The sequence below is a fragment of the Williamsia sp. Y853 genome (genome assembly GCF_056786495.1).
Genome location: NZ_JBXCJC010000005.1, coordinates 80,530 through 97,682 on the forward strand (window position 1 = coordinate 80,530; position 17,153 = coordinate 97,682).

Annotated in this window: 19 protein-coding genes and 1 pseudogene; 5 read left to right on the forward strand and 15 right to left on the reverse strand. The window is 62.4% G+C overall.

Annotated features, from left to right (window positions below; translation table 11 throughout):
* Nucleotides 1-53: 53 nt before the first annotated feature.
* The 3 genes from AC1TPF_RS24945 to AC1TPF_RS24955 all read right to left on the reverse strand — a co-directional run bounded on the left by AC1TPF_RS24945 (nucleotide 54) and on the right by AC1TPF_RS24955 (nucleotide 2,703).
* Nucleotides 54-518 (reverse strand): SRPBCC family protein, encoded by a 465-nt coding sequence (locus AC1TPF_RS24945; protein WP_482141641.1) that lies wholly within the window; start codon nucleotides 516-518, stop codon nucleotides 54-56.
* Between the two features lie 79 nt (nucleotides 519-597).
* Entirely contained in the window at nucleotides 598-1,935 is a 1,338-nt protein-coding gene (locus AC1TPF_RS24950; protein WP_482145626.1) for an APC family permease, read from the reverse strand.
* Nucleotides 1,936-2,130: 195 nt separating this feature from the next.
* On the reverse strand, nucleotides 2,131-2,703 hold the full coding sequence (locus AC1TPF_RS24955; RefSeq protein ID WP_482141645.1) for a TetR/AcrR family transcriptional regulator: 573 nt from the start codon (nucleotides 2,701-2,703) through the stop codon (nucleotides 2,131-2,133).
* Nucleotides 2,704-2,808: 105 nt separating this feature from the next.
* Here AC1TPF_RS24955 and AC1TPF_RS24960 point away from each other — a divergent pair, with 105 nt between their 5' ends.
* Entirely contained in the window at nucleotides 2,809-3,846 is a 1,038-nt protein-coding gene (locus AC1TPF_RS24960; protein WP_482141646.1) for an NAD(P)-dependent alcohol dehydrogenase, read from the forward strand.
* Between the two features lie 73 nt (nucleotides 3,847-3,919).
* On the opposite strand, the gene AC1TPF_RS24965 is transcribed toward AC1TPF_RS24960, so the two are convergent.
* Together AC1TPF_RS24965 and AC1TPF_RS24970 are read right to left on the reverse strand one after the other, a co-directional pair.
* The gene (locus AC1TPF_RS24965; RefSeq protein ID WP_482145627.1) at nucleotides 3,920-4,576 is read right to left on the reverse strand and encodes an NADPH-dependent F420 reductase; all 657 of its coding nucleotides are present in this window, start codon (nucleotides 4,574-4,576) and stop codon (nucleotides 3,920-3,922) included.
* A complete protein-coding gene (locus AC1TPF_RS24970) occupies nucleotides 4,573-5,430 on the reverse strand; it encodes a helix-turn-helix domain-containing protein (protein WP_482141650.1) in 858 nt (285 codons plus the stop codon). Before AC1TPF_RS24970 ends, AC1TPF_RS24965 begins: the two co-directional genes overlap by 4 nt.
* A 154-nt stretch (nucleotides 5,431-5,584) precedes the next feature.
* Here AC1TPF_RS24970 and AC1TPF_RS24975 point away from each other — a divergent pair, with 154 nt between their 5' ends.
* Nucleotides 5,585-5,974: an ester cyclase gene (locus AC1TPF_RS24975; protein ID WP_482145628.1), complete on the forward strand. Its 390-nt coding sequence runs from the start codon at nucleotides 5,585-5,587 to the stop codon at nucleotides 5,972-5,974.
* 36 nt (nucleotides 5,975-6,010) lie between these two features.
* Nucleotides 6,011-6,694: an SDR family NAD(P)-dependent oxidoreductase gene (locus tag AC1TPF_RS24980; protein ID WP_482141654.1), complete on the forward strand. Its 684-nt coding sequence runs from the start codon at nucleotides 6,011-6,013 to the stop codon at nucleotides 6,692-6,694.
* A 347-nt stretch (nucleotides 6,695-7,041) separates the two neighbouring features.
* On the opposite strand, the gene AC1TPF_RS24985 is transcribed toward AC1TPF_RS24980, so the two are convergent.
* Nucleotides 7,042-7,452 (reverse strand): RidA family protein, encoded by a 411-nt coding sequence (locus AC1TPF_RS24985; RefSeq protein ID WP_482145629.1) that lies wholly within the window; start codon nucleotides 7,450-7,452, stop codon nucleotides 7,042-7,044.
* Between the two features lie 81 nt (nucleotides 7,453-7,533).
* Here AC1TPF_RS24985 and AC1TPF_RS24990 point away from each other — a divergent pair, with 81 nt between their 5' ends.
* On the forward strand, nucleotides 7,534-7,914 hold the full coding sequence (locus tag AC1TPF_RS24990) for a winged helix-turn-helix transcriptional regulator (protein WP_482141658.1): 381 nt from the start codon (nucleotides 7,534-7,536) through the stop codon (nucleotides 7,912-7,914).
* A 143-nt stretch (nucleotides 7,915-8,057) separates the two neighbouring features.
* Here AC1TPF_RS24990 and AC1TPF_RS24995 read toward each other — a convergent pair whose 3' ends face one another.
* From AC1TPF_RS24995 to AC1TPF_RS25030, 8 genes and pseudogenes are all read right to left on the reverse strand, one after another.
* Entirely contained in the window at nucleotides 8,058-9,293 is a 1,236-nt protein-coding gene (locus AC1TPF_RS24995; protein ID WP_482141660.1) for an MFS transporter, read from the reverse strand.
* The gene (locus tag AC1TPF_RS25000) at nucleotides 9,286-10,635 is read right to left on the reverse strand and encodes an FAD-dependent oxidoreductase (RefSeq protein WP_482141662.1); all 1,350 of its coding nucleotides are present in this window, start codon (nucleotides 10,633-10,635) and stop codon (nucleotides 9,286-9,288) included. Before AC1TPF_RS25000 ends, AC1TPF_RS24995 begins: the two co-directional genes overlap by 8 nt.
* Before the next feature lie 134 nt (nucleotides 10,636-10,769).
* Nucleotides 10,770-11,828, reverse strand: a complete 1,059-nt coding sequence (locus tag AC1TPF_RS25005) for an ArsO family NAD(P)H-dependent flavin-containing monooxygenase (RefSeq protein WP_482141931.1) — start codon at nucleotides 11,826-11,828, stop codon at nucleotides 10,770-10,772.
* 31 nt (nucleotides 11,829-11,859) lie between these two features.
* Nucleotides 11,860-12,267: an arsenate-mycothiol transferase ArsC gene (locus tag AC1TPF_RS25010; RefSeq protein WP_482141664.1), complete on the reverse strand. Its 408-nt coding sequence runs from the start codon at nucleotides 12,265-12,267 to the stop codon at nucleotides 11,860-11,862.
* Nucleotides 12,264-12,686 carry an arsenate reductase ArsC gene (locus tag AC1TPF_RS25015; RefSeq protein WP_482141666.1) on the reverse strand — a complete coding sequence of 141 codons (423 nt, stop codon included), beginning with the start codon at nucleotides 12,684-12,686 and terminating at the stop codon, nucleotides 12,264-12,266. The genes AC1TPF_RS25010 and AC1TPF_RS25015 overlap by 4 nt, the downstream gene beginning before the upstream one ends.
* Nucleotides 12,687-12,761: 75 nt before the next feature.
* Nucleotides 12,762-12,938, reverse strand: a pseudogene (locus AC1TPF_RS25020) (arsenate reductase/protein-tyrosine-phosphatase family protein); the annotation flags it as partial.
* Between the two features lie 14 nt (nucleotides 12,939-12,952).
* Complete coding sequence (arsB, locus tag AC1TPF_RS25025) at nucleotides 12,953-14,053, reverse strand: ACR3 family arsenite efflux transporter (RefSeq protein ID WP_482141668.1); 1,101 nt, start codon at nucleotides 14,051-14,053, stop codon at nucleotides 12,953-12,955.
* Nucleotides 14,050-14,439 carry an ArsR/SmtB family transcription factor gene (locus AC1TPF_RS25030; RefSeq protein WP_482141670.1) on the reverse strand — a complete coding sequence of 130 codons (390 nt, stop codon included), beginning with the start codon at nucleotides 14,437-14,439 and terminating at the stop codon, nucleotides 14,050-14,052. The genes arsB and AC1TPF_RS25030 overlap by 4 nt, the downstream gene beginning before the upstream one ends.
* A 186-nt stretch (nucleotides 14,440-14,625) precedes the next feature.
* On the opposite strand from AC1TPF_RS25030, the gene AC1TPF_RS25035 reads away from it, so the two are divergent.
* Nucleotides 14,626-15,504: an alpha/beta fold hydrolase gene (locus tag AC1TPF_RS25035; protein ID WP_482141672.1), complete on the forward strand. Its 879-nt coding sequence runs from the start codon at nucleotides 14,626-14,628 to the stop codon at nucleotides 15,502-15,504.
* Between the two features lie 175 nt (nucleotides 15,505-15,679).
* Here AC1TPF_RS25035 and AC1TPF_RS25040 read toward each other — a convergent pair whose 3' ends face one another.
* The gene (locus tag AC1TPF_RS25040) at nucleotides 15,680-17,095 is read right to left on the reverse strand and encodes an MFS transporter (protein ID WP_482141674.1); all 1,416 of its coding nucleotides are present in this window, start codon (nucleotides 17,093-17,095) and stop codon (nucleotides 15,680-15,682) included.
* Nucleotides 17,096-17,153 lie beyond the last annotated feature (58 nt).

Sequence of the window (17,153 nt, forward strand, 5' to 3'; positions counted from 1 at the left end):
ATCACGTCAAGGGCCGTGGTGGACTCGCGATGCCGGTGGAGTCGACAGGTTGATCAGGAAGCAGACGCCGCGGCAAGCCGGCCGAGCGTAGCTTCCAGTTGATCTTTGGTGACGAGCGGGAACTTCAACTGTTCGAGCAGTTTCTTGTCGGTGACCTTCGACCAGTCGTAGGTGTGGCGAACCAACGTCTCATTGGGACCCTGAGACTCCAACTCCCACAACCATTCCCACCCGGGAGGTTCGGTGCCCGCGGGGGCGGTCTTCCAGGCCAGGAGCTTGTCCTTGGCGTAACCGGACACGTGGTTGTCGGTTTTGTACTCGCCACCCATGTGGTCGCCTTGCATGTTCATCGTGAACACCTCGCCGACCTTCTGGATCCGATCGGCGTGCTCCACGCCGCGGATGAACCCGGAGCCGTCGAGTTCCTGGTGTCGCTCGGGGTTGGAGAGGACATCGAAAACTGCGTCGACGGGCGCCTCGATGGTGCGTTCAACTGTGACCTTCGTGTTGTCGCTCATACCTCGACACTGCCGGAAGTTCGGCAATGCGGCAACGTTTGCCATCCGCAGAATTGGGTAGGGGCCTTCGGCGAAAAGGTTAGGACGCGCGGTGACGTACCCACGTTGCGGCGTAGTGCAGTACCACGCCCACCGCAAGGAGAATGCCGCCGAACAGCCATACTTCACCGCTCTGCTGGGTGAGCAGTAGCACGCATGACGCCACCCCGAGTACCGGCACGACCGTAGGGATACGAAAGTGTTTGTGTTCCACTCGATCACGCCGGAGGACCAGTACGGCGATATTTGTCGAGATGAAGACGAAGAGCAGCAACAACACCACTGTCTCGGCCAATGTCGACAGGTCGCCGGTGAGCGTGAGCAACATGGCGACCAGCGTTGTCGCGGCGATTGCCACCCATGGAGTGCCGCGGTTGGGCAACACCTTTCCCAGCACGCCCGGCAGAAGCTTGTGTTCGGCCATGCCGAAAGCCAATCGGCTCGCCATAATCATCGTGAGCAGAGCGCCGTTGGCCACTGCTATGAGCGCGATCAGGCTGAAAACCCAGTCCGGGATGCCGACGCCGGATTCCCCGACCACGGCGAGTAGAGGACCAGACGAAGCGGATAGGTCACTCGCCGGCAGGGCGATCGAGCTCGCGAGCCCGACCAGGACATAGACAACTCCGGCCGTGGCCAACGAGCCGAAGAGTGCCAACGGATACACCCGGCTCGGGTTGCGGATCTCCTCGGCGACGTTGGCGGAGGTCTCGAACCCGACGAACGAGTAGTAGGCGATGATGGCCCCGCTGAGGACGGCCATTGCGGGGGTTGATCCGTCCGGGAAGTCGCCCACCCTGGATATGTCCCCGTTTCCGTCGCCGAGCATGATCGCGACGACGACGATGACGATGACCAGTCCGCTGAGCTCGATGATCGTCATCGCGACGTTGCTCTTCACCGACTCGCTGATACCCCTGGCGTTGAGGCAGGCCACCAGCGCAAGAAATACTATGGCGGCCGGGACGGCCGGCACATCGATGAACGTACTGAGATATTCGCCGGAGAACGCGAGGGCAAGTCCGGCCGCACTGGTCACCCCAGCGGCCAGCATGCAATAGCCCACGAGGAACGACACGATCGGTCGTTTGAATGCCCGCTCGGCGAAGATGGCGGCGCCGCCTGCCCGCGGATATTTGGTCACCAATTCGGCGTAAGAACCCGCGGTGAGTAGTGCGAGCAGGAGTGCGACGAGGAGCGGTGCCCAGAGTGCGCCACCGACCTCTTCAGAGAGCACCCCCATCAGTGCGTAGATGCCCGCCCCGAGCACGTCGCCCAAGATGAAGAAGAAGAGCAGAGGGCCGGTGATCTTTCGCTTCAGTTTTGATGCGGGCTCATCGCCTGTTGCTTGTGTTCCCGAATCGGCGTCGGCCGTCATTCACGTCTCCTGGTTGCAGGCCCGAAAGCACTGCTGGTCACTCTCGGTGAGGATCGGCCGTGCTTTCAGGTGTTCGTCGCCGGTAGGCATAGCCAGTTGGTCGAGAACGGAAACCTCTTGCCGTGCCGTGTGGCCGGGAACACCGAGAACCCCGAAGTTAGCGCGATGCGGTCAGCTGCTGTGCGAGGCGGACGGTCACGGTAGGCAGAAAGCACGCCGAGCCGCGGCGGCGAGGGCGGCTTTCCGTCGTTCGTGGACCGCAGCCGGTTCGTCCGCGTCGGCGACATGAACGATCGCGGCCTGCGCCCAGGTCGCGGCGAGGGAGATGATCATTGCCCACATATCCTGTGGCGCAATGTCATTGACCACTAGACCGCGTTCTTGTGCGTCCGCGAGCGCTGCGAGGTTGTCTCGATCGTGGTCACCTCGTTGGCCGAACAGGGCGCCGGTCGGAGTGCGCTCCAATCGTGCCCACGTCAGCAAGCGGACCAAGTCCGGGTCACCGAGGTACATGTCGTACAGCGCTGTCACATAGCCGGGGAGATCGGTTGCGTCCAAGGGGACGGTGGAAACGTCGACGTCGACCCGATGGTCGAAAACTGCGTCGAACAGTTGCTCCTTGCTGCCGAAATAGCTATAGATCTGGGCTTTGTTGATTGAAGCACGTGCTGCGATCCGGTCCACCCGGGCTCCGGCGATGCCGTACTGAGCGAACTCGGTCGTTCCTGCTGCCAGTATCCGCACTTTTGTGGCCGCTGCGTCTCCCATCGGCCCAGCATATCGGCAAACCAACCAGTTGGTTGCATCTCGTCCCACATCGTCTACAGTCAGTATCCAACTAGTTGGTTGGAAAATGAAGGGTGAAGGAGACACATGAGGCCGACAACCGGATATCGAGCACTTTCCGCCGGATCGACACTGGAACGGTGGGACTTTGAGCGGCGCGATCTACGTGCACATGACGTCGCGGTGCAGGTAACGCACTGCGGGGTGTGCCACAGCGATCTGCACGCGATGAAGGACCCGGCGGGTAGTTTCCCTGTCACGCCCGGCCACGAGTTTGTCGGCGTGGTGACCGCTGTCGGCGATGCCGTCACCGGGTTCGCGATAGACGACCCCGTGGCTGTCGGCAACATTGTCGACTCCTGCGGTCGGTGCGATATGTGCGGGGCAGGTCAAGAGAACTTTTGTCGCGAGTTCCCGACACTTACCTACGGCGGACGCGATCGCATCGATGGAACGACGACACTCGGGGCATTTTCGAGTGAGTACGTCGTCGACGATCACTTCGTCTACCACCGCCCGCCCGGTCTCGATCCCGCTGCGGTCGCGCCGCTGATGTGTGCGGGGATCACGGTCTGGGAACCGTTGCGGCGCTGGGACGTCGGACCGGGAGTGCGCGTGGGCGTCGCTGGAATCGGCGGTCTCGGTCACCTCGCTGTGAAGTTCGCGCACGCACTCGGCGCAGAGGTGACGGTGTTCACGACGTCGGCAGAGAAAGCAGATCAGGCCAAGGCGCTGGGTGCGGATTCCACAGTCTTGTCTACCGACCAGAGCGCCATGGATGCACAACTCGGGACGCTCGACCTGATCATCGACTGCATACCCGTCACGCACGAACTTGCTCCCTACCTCAGATGCCTCGCGCTGGACGGAACGTTGTGCTCGGTTGGTTTCCTGGGACCCATCTCAGTAGACACGCTCGAACTTCTCGGTGGTCGCAAGTCGCTGAGTTCGGCCGGCAGCGGGGGACACCGGTATACCCAGGACATGCTCGACTTTTGCGGTGAGCACGACCTCACCGCCGACATCGAGGTGATGCCATCGGCCGCGGTGCAGACCGCTCTTCAACGTCTCGAAAGCGGCGACGTTCGGTATCGCTTCGTACTCGACATGAGCGACCTGCGTTGAGGCTGTGGATGTCACAAGTGTTGAAATACACTCAACAACAGATGTTTTGATGCTCCCTGGATGACCGCCGGCGTCACGAGTTGTTGACGTGCTGCGCTCGGGCCAGATTGAGCACGAGCTCTTCGCGGGTCTGCCCTGTGTCGTGAAAGTTCCACATGGGTGTTCCGGGTGCGGATCGCCAGGATTCGCGCAGTGGGCTGTTGTCAACAGTGTCGAAGCCGAACTCGTCGTACAGCCGCGCGACGAGCTCAATGGCTTCGGGGTAGTCGCTGGAGACGGCCAATGCCATACGGTCGGGGGCGCCGGTGGGGCGTGCGAACTTCAACAGGCTCGGTGCTTGGATGTGGGTGAAGGCTTTCGCGACTTTCGATGTGGGCAGTTGTTCCTGCCGCAGCTCGTGAATCGTCTTCTGGCCGGAATCGATGACGGGGAAGTGGCCGTCGCGCCAGGCCATGTAGTTGTTCGTGTCCAGCACGATCTTTCCGGCGAGTGCGTCGACGGGCATGTTGTTCACCAGCGTGAGCGGCACGTCAATGACGGCGAAATCGCCTGCTGCTGCGGCTTCATCCGCGCGTGCGGCGCGGGCCGCTGGTCCCAGATCGGCGACAAGGCTCGCGAGCGTTTCCGGTCCACGCGAATTGGCGATGACGATCGTGTAGCCGTGAGCGATTGCGGCGCGGGCGATCTGGCTTCCGACTTCTCCTGCGCCGATGATCCCTATGGTCGTCACAGCTGGCTCGTTACAGTGTGTACCGCCCCCGAAGCGGGCAGCCCGGCTGAAGCCAGTAGTGAAAGCTTCTCCGCAGCAGTGGAACCGGTGTCCGGGTGATATACGACCAGCATGAGGTCCTCGGTTCCGCTGATGGCGAGCCGTTCACGGTTGAGCGTCATCTCACCGACCTGGGGGTGATCGAACCGGACGGGCACCCCACGCTGTCCCCGGACTTCGTGCCGAGCCCAGAGCTGTCGGAACCTTGGGCTCGCCAGCGACAGCTCGCCGGTGAGCTCGATGAACCGAGAATCATCGACGTCGTTGCCGACGGCCTGCCGCAGGTTCGCGATGAAGCATTCTGTGACGGCCTCCCATTCCGGGTAGAGGGCCTGCTCGGCGGGGTCGAGGAACATGCCTCGCAACTGATTTCCTCCGACGCTCAGACCGGGCGAGAGGGCTTGCGCAAGGCTGTTCGCGGCGACGATGTCGAAGTACCGATCCTCGATGAATGCGGGCTGCACCAGTGAATGCAGCAGTTTGAGTGCACCGGCCGGCGGCGTCACCGAACGCTTGCGGCGCTTGCGGCGACGGGGAACCTCCGCCACCAGCGTCATCAGGTGGGCCAGATGCTCGTCGTCGAGTTGCAGTACGCGTGCGATCGACTCGAGCACTTGTAGTGAGGGGTTGCGGTCGCGTCCTCGTTCCAGTCGCAGGTAGTAGTCGGCGCTGATGCCGGCAAGCATGGCGACTTCCTCACGCCGCAGCCCTGGCACGCGTCGCACACCGCCGTCGGGAATACCCGCCTGCTGCGGCGTCACCAACTCGCGTCGAGCACGCAGGTACGCACCGAGAGCATTTGTCGTTTCACTCATACGGATCAGCATAGGTCGCTGCGACACAGTCAGAGGGGGTCCTGTCACACCCTGGGCACGACGGGACTCTGGTCGAAGGACTTGTCCGCGCATAACTTTCGGAGAGTCGGCTCGGGCGGGTTGCCCGGCTTTGCCTCGCCCAGAAAGGAATCCAATGTCTTTTGACTCCCGCGAGTTCTATACGAGCTATATCGAGGCGCTCAACGCTCATCGGTTCGACCGCATGCACGAGTTCGTTCACGATCACGTCACGTTGCAGAGCGAACCGGGCTCCCGAGACGCTCTCGTCGCCGACCTGAACGGAATAGTTGACGCGGTTCCTGACTTCCAGTGGGAGGTACAAGAACTCGTTGCCTATGGCGATCGGCCGGCTGCACGTCTGACCAACACGGGCACACCTGTGAAGGAATGGCTCGGTGTCGCACCCACCGGAAAGTCCATCGAACTTGCCGAGTTCGCGATCTACACAATCCGAGACGGGAAGTTTCTGCACATGTCGGCGCTGCACGATGCCGACGCCTTGAGCACCCAGCTCGCCGCCTGACCACCCCACGCAACTGATCTCGAAAAAGGGAAAATCATGACCGTCACTTTGATTACCGGCGCCAACAAGGGCATTGGGTTCGAAACCGCCAAGCAGCTTCTCGACCTCGGACACGTCGTCTACATCGGCGCGCGTGATGTCGAGCGAGGAGAAAAGGCGGCGGAATCGATCGGCGCACGATTCGTTCAGCTCGATGTGACTGACGAAAGCTCGGTGCGCAGCGCACTGGCGGTGATCGACGAGGCCGAAGGCAGCCTTGACGTTCTGGTGAACAATGCGGGCATCCTGGAGACCGAGCTCGACGGACCTGCGGCGCTACGATCGTTCGACACGAACGCGGTCGGCATCGTGCGAGTAACCGAGGCGGCCTTGCCGCTACTTCGCAAGTCGTCCAATCCCACCGTGGTCACCGTATCCAGCAGCGCTGGATCGTTCTGGGCGGTGAACAACCCCGAGCGGGCGGAGTTCAACCTGCCTCTCGCGCTTTACTCGGCGTCCAAATCTGCCGCGACCATGCTGACAGTGCAGTACGCCAAGTCGCAGCCGGGCATCAAGTTCAATGCCGTCGAGCCGGGACCCACCGCAACGGACTTGACCGCCGCCTTCGGGATCGGCCGGCCTGCTGACGAGAGCGCACGGGTCGTCGTGCGTTGGGCGACACTCGGACCGGAAGGCCCTACCGGGACGTTCCAGCACGAGGCGGGCGAATTGCCTTGGTGAGCCACATCCTCCAAAACTGATTTCACGAGTGAGGGTTGCAGCCGGGTGATAACGAACGCATCTGCGCCAACGCCACCGCGAAAAACGCAGTTAGCCTTGAGTCAAGACCGAGTCGGTCTCCCGATCACGCACCGCTCATAGTTCGTGCCCACGGCTCGTCAACCTCGGAGAGGTTAAGTGCGGTGACGACATTGGCGAGCATGCCGGCTCCGAACCATTGTCGTATTGCTTCGTCGTCGAAATCGAAAAGTAGCCGCCCGACAAGTGAGCGGTGCGGGAGCCAACTGTCCTTCGAGGGGAAGCGTCCGGTTGGTTCACCCCGCGCGTAGAGCGCGGGGTGAACCCGGTCAGTCGAGGATCGCTGTGGCCTCGACTTCCACGAGTACGTCGGGTTCGAAGAGGTAGTCGACGCCGATCAATGAGGCGGGTGGCATCGGAAGTGGCAGTCCGATGTCAGCAGCCACGCGTTCGATGCCGACCATGAGCTGGGTGATCTTTTCCGGCGTCCAGTCGGTGACATAGAACGTCAGTCTGAGTACATCGGCGAACGTGGCACCTGCGCTGGCCAGACCGGTCGAAGTGTTGCGCAGAGCCTGCGCGACCTGTCCGGCCAGGTCGTCTGGGGCCACAGGTGTTCCATCGGCCAATCGCGCAATCTGGCCACTGACGTGGACGTGGCGCGACCCCGTACCCACCGCGACGTGGTGGTAGGGCGTGGGTTGCATCATGCCTTCGGGGGTGGAGTAGTTGACGGACAAGATGGTCTCCTTCAAATGAATTCGAGTGGGTATATAACTGATACCTGGTATATCAAGGACACTTCAAGGAGACTAGGTTTCATGACCGAAACCCATAGGACGCCGGCCGAGCTCACGGTCAGCGCACCACACCGCGAATTGCTGGATCAGGTGCTCGACAAGTGGTCGTTGGCGGTCCTCAACGAACTCTGTGAGCGCCCCTGCCGTTTCAACGAACTGCGGCGGGCAATCCCGACCGTGACTCAGAAGTCGCTCACCGCCACATTGCGCAAGCTCGAGCGGAACGGAATCATCGAAAGGAACCTACTCAGGTCACGTCCGGTCGCGGTTGAGTACCGGATTACCCCGCTGGGAAAGACGCTCCGGCCACCGGTCGACGTGATCCTTCAATGGGCTACTGCGCACATGCCGGACATCGAACGAGCTCGCTTGAAGTTCGACACTGCCGAGGAGGGCAGTTAGCGATAGGCGTGGATGGTTTGAATCTTCGCCTGTCACCAGGCGACTGTGCGGTCGTCGGTGAATGTCGCGGTGGGGTTGTCGACGAGCCTGGTGGCGAGTATCGCGCGAAGCCGAGTTGACGGCGAGTGTGCACGATTGTTGGTCTATTTCGCGGTGACTTGGTCGTTGGATCGGCGGGGCATGCTTGCTGCGGAGAGAGCGGCGGCTGCCAGGGCGAGAATGCCGAGGATGAGGTAAGCGCCTGAGTAGCTTCCTGTCCAGTCTGCAAGTAGTGCCCCTGCCCATGGTGCGAAGGCCATGGTGATGACAATGGGCGCGGACATGACGCCGTTGAGGTGCCCGTAGCGCGCCGGCCCCCACCGGTCGGTGATGGCGGTGGCCTGGATGAGAGTGAAGATGCCGCGCGCGAGTCCAGCGCCGACGGCAACCAGTACCAGCGCGAATACCGAGGTGGTAGATCCCAGGGCGATCGTGGTGGTCGCGACGGCCGCGATGACGCCGACGGTTCGTCCCTTGGTTCCGGTGAGGCGTTGCAACGGAAGGTATCCGACTCTGCCCAGGACTTGTCCGACACCGCCGAGGCCGAGTGCGGTGGCAGCGACGGTGGGATCGGCACCGTGCTCGAGGAGTAGCGGTACCAGGTTGAAGACCCCGGCGAACGCGACGAATGCGGCCAGGCTCAGGGCGACGGTGAGTGCGATGAACGGCCGGCTGCGGGTGGTGTCATTTGTGTCGGCGGGGGAGGTGGCGGGATCTTGGTGTGGGATGAGGGGCCAGCTGCCGCGGAGGCCGCGGTAGTGGGCTGGGACCGTGATGGCGAGCAGGATTGCGGCAAGGATGACATAGGTTCGCCGCCAATCAAAGTGATCGACCAATAGTGCGGTCAGCGGCGCGAAAACGGTGCTGGCCAATCCTGCGGCGAGGGTGAGGATCATGAGCGCGCGGACACGTTCGGAGCCCCACCATCGGGTCAATGCTGCAAACGCCGGTGGGTACAACACTGCGCCCATGGCTATTCCGGCGATGATCCAACCGAAATAGAAGGTGGCCAGGTGTTCGGCGGTGGCGATGATGACCACCGCGGGGACGGCGATGGCCGAGCCAGCGGTCATGACCCAGCGCGGGCCGTGCCGGTCGAGGATCCGTCCAACCGGGATACCGACCAGGGCCGCGATGAGTTGGCTGATCGAAAACGCGGCCACGACGGCACTTGTCGACCACCCGGTATCGGCCGAAATCGATGGGGACAGAACAGGAAACGCGTAGTAGAGAATGCCCCAGCTGGTGATCTCGGTGACACACAGAACCGACAGGACCCGGCGTCGCCCGGGGTGAGGTATTTCCCGTAGTGACGCTGGATCGGTGATCGACTCAGTCACTCGAGGTGGGCGAGCTCAGGCTGATCAGTTCCGGCTCGGCGGAGGGCGCGGCGCAGCAGCCGCCGCCGGCAGAGCTTTCGGCGTTCGGATCGTCGAACAGTCCGGCGCCGCCGCAGACTCCGGTGTCGGGCAGGGTCAGCTCGACCTTGCGCGCGCCGTCGTGGTCTCCGGCGAGTTCTGCAGCGATGCTACGCACTTGCTCGTAGCCGGTCATCGCCAGGAACGTCGGTGCACGGCCATAGCTTTTCATTCCGACCAGGTAGAGGCCAGGTTCGGGTTGGGTGAGCTCATCGACGCCGTGGGGGTAGACGGTTCCACAGGAATGCATGTTCGGATCGATCAACTCCGCCAAGAACTTGGGTGCCTGCAGCGTGGGATCAAGATCGAGCCGCACCTCGGACAGCCAGGACAGGTCGGGCCGGAAACCGGTCAGGGCGATCACCTGATCAACGCCGTCGATACGGGCCCCGGTGTCCCCGACAAGGGTGAGCTGCTCACCCTGACGATCAACGGCTTCGGTCCGGAATCCGGACACGATCTGCAGGTATCCGTCATCGACGGCCTTCTTGGCCCGCAGACCCAGCGCTCCGCGCGCCGCGAGTTCATCGGAGGCGCCGCCACCGAAGACAGATTCGGTGACGGGCCGGCGTACTGCCCAGGTCAACGTGGTGCCCGGATGTTCGGCGGCCAGCTCGGCGAAGGTGATGATGGCGGTCAGGGCTGAGTGCCCGCTGCCGGCAATGACGGTGTGCTTGCCCGCGTACCGGGCCCGGGTCGCCTCATCGGTGAGGTCGGGGACGCGGTAGCTGATCCGGTCGGCCGCATCACGTTCGCCGATTGCTGGAAGTCCTTCGCTGCCCAGTGGATTGGGTGAACCCCACGTTCCCGAGGCGTCGATGACCGCACGGGCCAGGATGCGTTCCTCGCTGCCGTCGGAGTGGCGGACGTGGACCGAAAGGGGTTCGGTATCGCGGCCGGCGTCTACGACACGGTCGCGACCGCGGCGGGCGACGCCGATGACCTCGGAATCGAACCGGACACGCTCACCAAGGGCCGCGGCGAGTGGCTCGAGGTAGTCGCGAGCCCATTCCCGGCCAGTCGCATAGGTTTCACCCTCGGGTGGGGTCCATCCGGTGGGAGCGAGCAGGCGGGCTGCGGCGGGATCGGTGACTTCGGACCACGGGGAGAACAGACGCACGTGGTTCCACTCCGCGACAGCGCTGCCGGCGGACTGTCCACGTTCGAGAACGATGACGTCAGAACCGGTTTCGGTCAGATGTGCGGCGGCGGCCAGGCCGATGGGGCCGGCTCCTACCACTGCGACGGGGTACTCGGAACTCATGGGAAACCTTCCATTGACGAGGATCAGTACTTGCGGCCCACTGTATCGACAGTTATCAATATAAGCAACATTGACAGTCATCGATATAGCGTGGTCGTGACCGTTTCGGTATCTGTTCGTACCACCGACGATGGTCACTTGAGGACATCGTGTACCAGGTCGATGACGGCGGCGCGGGCGGTGCGTCCCACTCCGATGAGCGTGGCAGACCCCGGGCCGGTCCAATCGCCATAGCCCAGGAACACCAACGACGGCTCGCCGTGCGCGTGATTGCCATCCAGTGTGATGCCTGCTGAGCCGTCCGAGCGCAGATGCATCGGCTGGAGATGACGCAGTGCGGGACGAAAGCCGGTGCACCAGATGATCGCATCGAGTTTTTCGGTGCTGGTACCGTCGCTGACCCCGTCAGCGGTCAGGGTGGTGAAGATCGGCCGTGCGTGTAGCACGCCGCGATCGCGGGCTTCTTTGACCGGCGGGACCATGACAATGTCGCCGAGCCCGGCGACGCCACCGGAATCGGTGCCGCCGGCGGCGAGGGTACGGGCTCGCTCGGTGGCGACTTTGAACAAGACCCGTCCATCGACGTCGTCGGGTAGGAACTTTGGTGGATGCGCGGTGAACCACACGGTGTCGGCCACGGTGGAGACTTCGGCGAGAATCTGTGCGGCGGAATTGCCGCCGCCGACGATGCCCACGCGTTGGCCGGCGAACGGAGTGGGGGTGCGGTAGTTGCTGGCATGCAGTTGAGTACCCCGGTAGTCGCGCATTCCGGGATAGCTGGGCCAAAACGGTCGTGACCATGTTCCGGTGGTGTTGATAATCGCTGCGGCGGTCCAGGATTCGGTGGCACTGTCCACACGGTATCCGTTGGCGGTGCGGTGGACGCCGGTCACGGTGACAGGACGCTGCACGGGCAGCGCGTACCTTTTTTCGTACGTGGTGAGGTAGTTCACGACGTGTGATGCTGGTGGAAAGCCGTCGGGCCAGGGCGGCATCGGCCAGCCTGGCAGCCGTGCGTACTCGGCGGGGGAGAACAGATGCAACGACGGCCAATACTGTTGCCATGAACCACCGGGCCGAGGTTGGTCATCGAGGATGACGAAGTCGCGCCTGGTTCGGCGCAGGTAATACCCGGCGGCCAATCCAGCTTGACCGCCACCGACGACGACCACATCGGTCGAGGTGGTGGAGATTGGAACCTCGATGTTGCTTGCGCTCAACGGATCAGCGACGCAGTCTCGCTACGAGTTCGTCGACGCGGGCAGCGATATCATCTCTGACCAGACGCATCCGCTCGATACCGTCAATACCGCGCTCGAAAGGCTCGTCGGTGTCCCAGTTCTCGAACCTCGGACCATCAATCCGGTCGACGGTGGCTTCGCGGCCCAAAGTGATCACATAGTCCATCCGGGCCAGCAGGGCGGGATCAATAGGTTTGGGCTGTTCGGCGGTGATGTCGACGCCGACCTCGATCAGTGATTGTGCCGACAATGCGTTGAGCGAGCCGCCGGGCCGGGTTCCCGCCGAGTGGACTTCGACTGCGTCTGCGGCTGCCTTGCGCATAAGACCGGCAGCCATCTGCGATTTGCCGCCGTTCTTCACGCACACGAACAACACGCTTGGTGTGCTCATCGGCTGGTATCTGATCGTGCTTGAACGAGTTCGGCGATCAGGTCTTTGACGAGAATCTTGATCTGGTCCCGGATCGGGCGTACTGCCTCGACGCCCTTGCCTGCTGGATCAGGCAGTGCCCAGTCGCGGTAGCTGATGCCAGGAAAGACCGGGCATGCGTCGCCGCATCCCATGGTGATGACGACATCCGAGCTTTCCACTGCAGCGGGAGTCAAAATCTTCGGTGATTGGGCCGAAATGTCAATGCCCTCTTCGGCCATCGCTTCGACTGCGGCGGAATTGATCGTCGCGGCCGGCGCGCTGCCCGCAGAGCGGACCTCGATGGTGTCGCCGGCGAGGTGAGAGAGGAAACCGGCAGCCATCTGCGATCGTCCGGCGTTGTGGACGCAGACAAACAGCACGCTGGGAGTGGTGGACATGAAGGCCCTTCGTGAGTCGGAGGCGGGTAGTCAGGCGGAAATGGTGGAGGTCAACTCGGTGAGGAGTCGGCTGATGCATGCGTCGCCGCAACCCATTGACACCACTACATCAGCGGCAGCGACCACATCGTCGGTGAGCGGTTTGGGATACTCCGCACCGAGATCGAGACCGATCTCGGCCATCGCGTGGACGACGGTGGGATTGATCTCGTGTGTCGGTGCAGACCCGGCAGACCTGACGTGTACCCGCCCGGGATATTCGGACATCAAGACCCCTTTGTCGCTGCCGTCACCGATGGTTGTGGGGTGAACCGTTTACGCAGGGCTAGAGATACATAGACAAGGCCGACCAGGACCGGTACTTCGATGAGCGGACCGACGACGCCGGCGAGTGCTTGGCCGGACGTGGCACCGTAGGTGGCGATGGCGACGGCGATGGCGAGTTCGAAGTTGTTTCCGGCCGCGGTGAACGCGAGGGTGGTGGTGCGTTCGTAGCCCAACCCCATTGCCGCGCCGAGGCCGTACCCACCGCCCCACATCACCGCGAAGTAAATCAGAAGCGGAATCGCGATGCGGACCACGTCGAGGGGCTGGGAGGTGATCTGATCACCCTGTAGCGCAAAGAGAATGACGATGGTGAACAGCAAACCGTAGAGCGCCCACGGACTGATCTTTGGGATGAACTTCGCTTCATACCAGTCGCGACCCTTGGAACGCTCACCGAAATAGCGCGACAAGAATCCGGCGACCAGAGGGATGCCGAGGAAGATCAGGACGGACTTGGCGATCTGCCATGGAGAGGCGTCGATTTCGGTCTGCTCGAGGCCAAGCCAGCCCGGCAACACTGACAGGTAGAACCAGCCGAGGACGGCGAACATGATCACCTGGAACACCGAATTGATGGCCACCAGGACCGCAGCCGCTTCGCGATCGCCGCAGGCGAGGTCGTTCCAGATGATGACCATCGCGATGCAGCGGGCAAGACCCACGATGATCAGACCGGTCCGGTACTCCGGAAGGTCAGCCAGGAAGATCCACGCCAGGGCAAACATCAGAGCAGGCCCCAGCACCCAGTTGAGTACCAGCGACCCGATGAGCAGCTTCTTGTCGCCGGTGACGGTGTCGAGGCGGTCGTACCGGACCTTCGCCAGCACCGGGTACATCATGATCAGCAGCCCGATCGCGATGGGTAGGGAAACGCCGTCGACAGAGATTGCCGACAGAGTGTCGTTCAGGCCGGGGATCAATCGTCCGAGCAGGAGGCCGGCAACCATCGCCACGCCGATCCAGACCGGTAGGAAACGGTCGAGAGTGGATAGTTTTCCGACGACTGCCGGATGCTCGGCGGTACTTGCGGCGGTACTCACGCGGTGACCAGCGGGGCGTCGTCACAGGTGGGGTCAGCTGCGCTGAGCACTGATGAGAGTTGCTGCAGGGCAGCTGGAATCACCCAGTAGTACACCCAGGTTCCGCGCCTTTGACAATCGAGCAAGCCGGCCTCACGCAGCACCTTGAGGTGATGGGAGATCGTCGGCTGGGACAAGTCGAACGAATCTGAAATGTCACAGACGCAGGCTTCACCGCCGGCGTGGCTGGCGACCAAACTGAGCAACCGCAGGCGCACCGGATCGCCAAGCGCCTTGAACATCCGCGCCAGATCACCCGCCCACGGTGCGGACAACGGTTCGCGAATCAACGGTGAGCAGCACTCCTCGCTGGCGACATCGGTGACTGGCAACCTCTGTTTCGACATAGATCTATATTGATGGTCGCCGAATCAAAGGTCAAGTGAACAACGCCCGCTGCAGGCGCGGATCGAATCTGACGTGTCCGGCGCTCATTCACTTCACCTGGAGAAGAACGGATTTCGGACTCGGCTATCGGTTCGACAAGCTGAGCAACTCTCTGCTGCGCCCGGTACGCACCGTACGCTGCCACCATGATGGAGTTCGAAGTCGTAGTCGGTGGCCGTTCGGTCATGGTTCGAGACACCGGGGATACGACGGGTGCGCCTGTTGTGCACTTCCACGGCACACCTGGATCGCGGCTAGAGGTCGATTTCGGAGCCGACCGCGCCCACCGGATGGGCATACGCGTGATCAGCTTCGACCGCCCAGGCTACGGCCGGTCCGATGCCGCTGCGAGCAGCCTCGGGCGGGTTGCAGCGGACGTCGAGGCCATCGTTGACGAACTCGGAGTGGACCGGTTCGCCACCTTGGGTTGGTCGGGGGGCGGACCGTTCGCCTTGGCGACGGCAGCCGCGATGCCCGATCGTGTGACCCGGGTCGGTGTGTCGGGTGGACTCGGGCCCGTGCAGCAGATGCCTGGTGCGATGGATGCTCTAACCGAGAACGACCTCTCTGCGCTTTCTTACCTGCCTGCCGAACCTACCCGTGCAGCCGAACAGTTCCTGGCCGGCAACGAGAAGTTCCTCGATGCCATGATGTCGGTACGGGATGACCAGAAGGCGCCGTGGATCGACTGGATGTGGGGAGCCAGTGATCCTGAGGTGGTCGCCGATCCCGCAGCGAGACAAGCGATCTTCGTTTCCTTTCAAGAGGCATTGCGGCAGGGCCCCATGGCGATTGCCTGGGACAACGTTGCATTCGTCGGTCCATGGGGTTTCGACCCCGCCGACGTCTTTGCACCGGTCCACCTTTGGTACGGCGACCGAGACGAAATGGCGCCTCAGAACAACGGTGAATGGCTCGCAAAGCAGTTGTCGAATGCCAAACTGGTCCTCTACAAGGACGAAGGGCACTTGTTACCGCTGCGGCACTGGGAACAGATGTTGCTGGCTGTGACCGGTATTCGGTGACCTGCTGGGCGTCGCGAGCCTGGTCACCATCAACAGTGCGATGGATTGGCGTCGATCCGGAGTTCATAACCCATGCCCTGTAAGGATTTGGGTGACACGAGTGGTTCTCGTTGGACGACGAGTGTGAGCGTCTGGGGACACGTGGTTCACCCGGATCGGCGCGGTCGACGGCTGGTCAGTTCTGCGTGCCGGATGTTGGTGAAATGCGGGCAATCAGGAGGAGCAGTAGTCCGCACACCACGACGAGCATCCACCCCAACCGAGATGCTTGTGCCAGGTCAGTCGGTGCACTGCCGGCTATCATTGCGCCGGCCAATGCGATGCCTAGCGCTGCTCCCAATTGGCGGGCGCTGGAGGTTATTCCACCAGCTAGACCCGCGCGCGAAGACGGTAGGCCGTTGACAGCGGTAGTGGTGATGGGTGCATTCGAGAAGCCGAATCCTATGCCGAGAAACAGGTAGGCGACGAGCAATGTCGTTGTGCTCGTGGTGTTGTCGAGCGAGACCAGACACAGGCCGCCGAGGGTGGTGAAACCACCGGCGATCAACAGTGGCCTTCGCGCGCCGACACGACCGACGAGCATCCCGGACAACGGCGCGCAGACGGTTGCGCCGATCGCCATCGGGAGAGTGATGGCGCCCGCGGCCATTGGGGTCATTTCTCGCGCGTGTTGTAGGTAGAGAGTGCCGAGAAGCAATGTCGCATTGAGAGACACGAACACCACCACGGCGCCTGCAACGGCGGCAGAGAACGCTGTGTGCCGGAATAGTTGGGGATCGATGAGCGGTTCGCTACGCCGTGACTCGATCCGCGTGAAAGCCGCCAACGCCACGGCCGTGAGGAGGTATCCGGCCAGTGAACCCGGTGATGTCCACCCGATTTGTGGTCCTTCGATGAGGAGCGCAACCATCCCGCCGATCACTATGGTCAGCAACAGTTGACCAGGTACGTCGAGTCTTCTCGGCTGTGGGGCACGCGATTCCGGAACAAATGCTCTGCTAAGGGCCAGGACTACAACGATCACCGGCACGTTGATCCACAACACGGACCGCCAACCGAAATTCTCGATGAGGAGGCCGCCGGTGACCGGCCCTGCGGCCATACTGATTCCGAATACCGCAGCCCACACGCCGATCGCCTTGGCCCGCTCCTTGGGTTCGGTCATCACGTTGACCACGATGGCGAGTGCGACCGGGCTCAGCATCGATCCACCGATCCCTTGAACTACACGTGCTGCGACCAGAACGCCGATAGACGGCGCGAGTGCACAGGCCGCCGAAGCCACACCGAAAACGACTAGCCCGAGTTGGAAGATCCGTCTCCGCCCGAAACGGTCGGCCATCGCACCGGATGAAATCAACAAACTCGCGAGTACAAGTGTGTACGCGTTGACGACCCATTCGAGACCACTGGTTCCGACGTCGAAATCCTCGCCTATTGACGGCAGGGCAACATTCACAATCGTTGTGTCGAGACCGACCACGAAAATGCCAACGGCGCAGATTGCGAGCACTCCCCAGCGGCGTTGGGTGTTGCCCGCGTAATCGATCGGCGCCGTGCTGGTTTTGGATTGCCGGATTGGCGGACTCATGATCGATTCCTATCGTCGTGGGCTGTTTCGTCGGGCGAATAGTCGCAGTCGCTCCGCC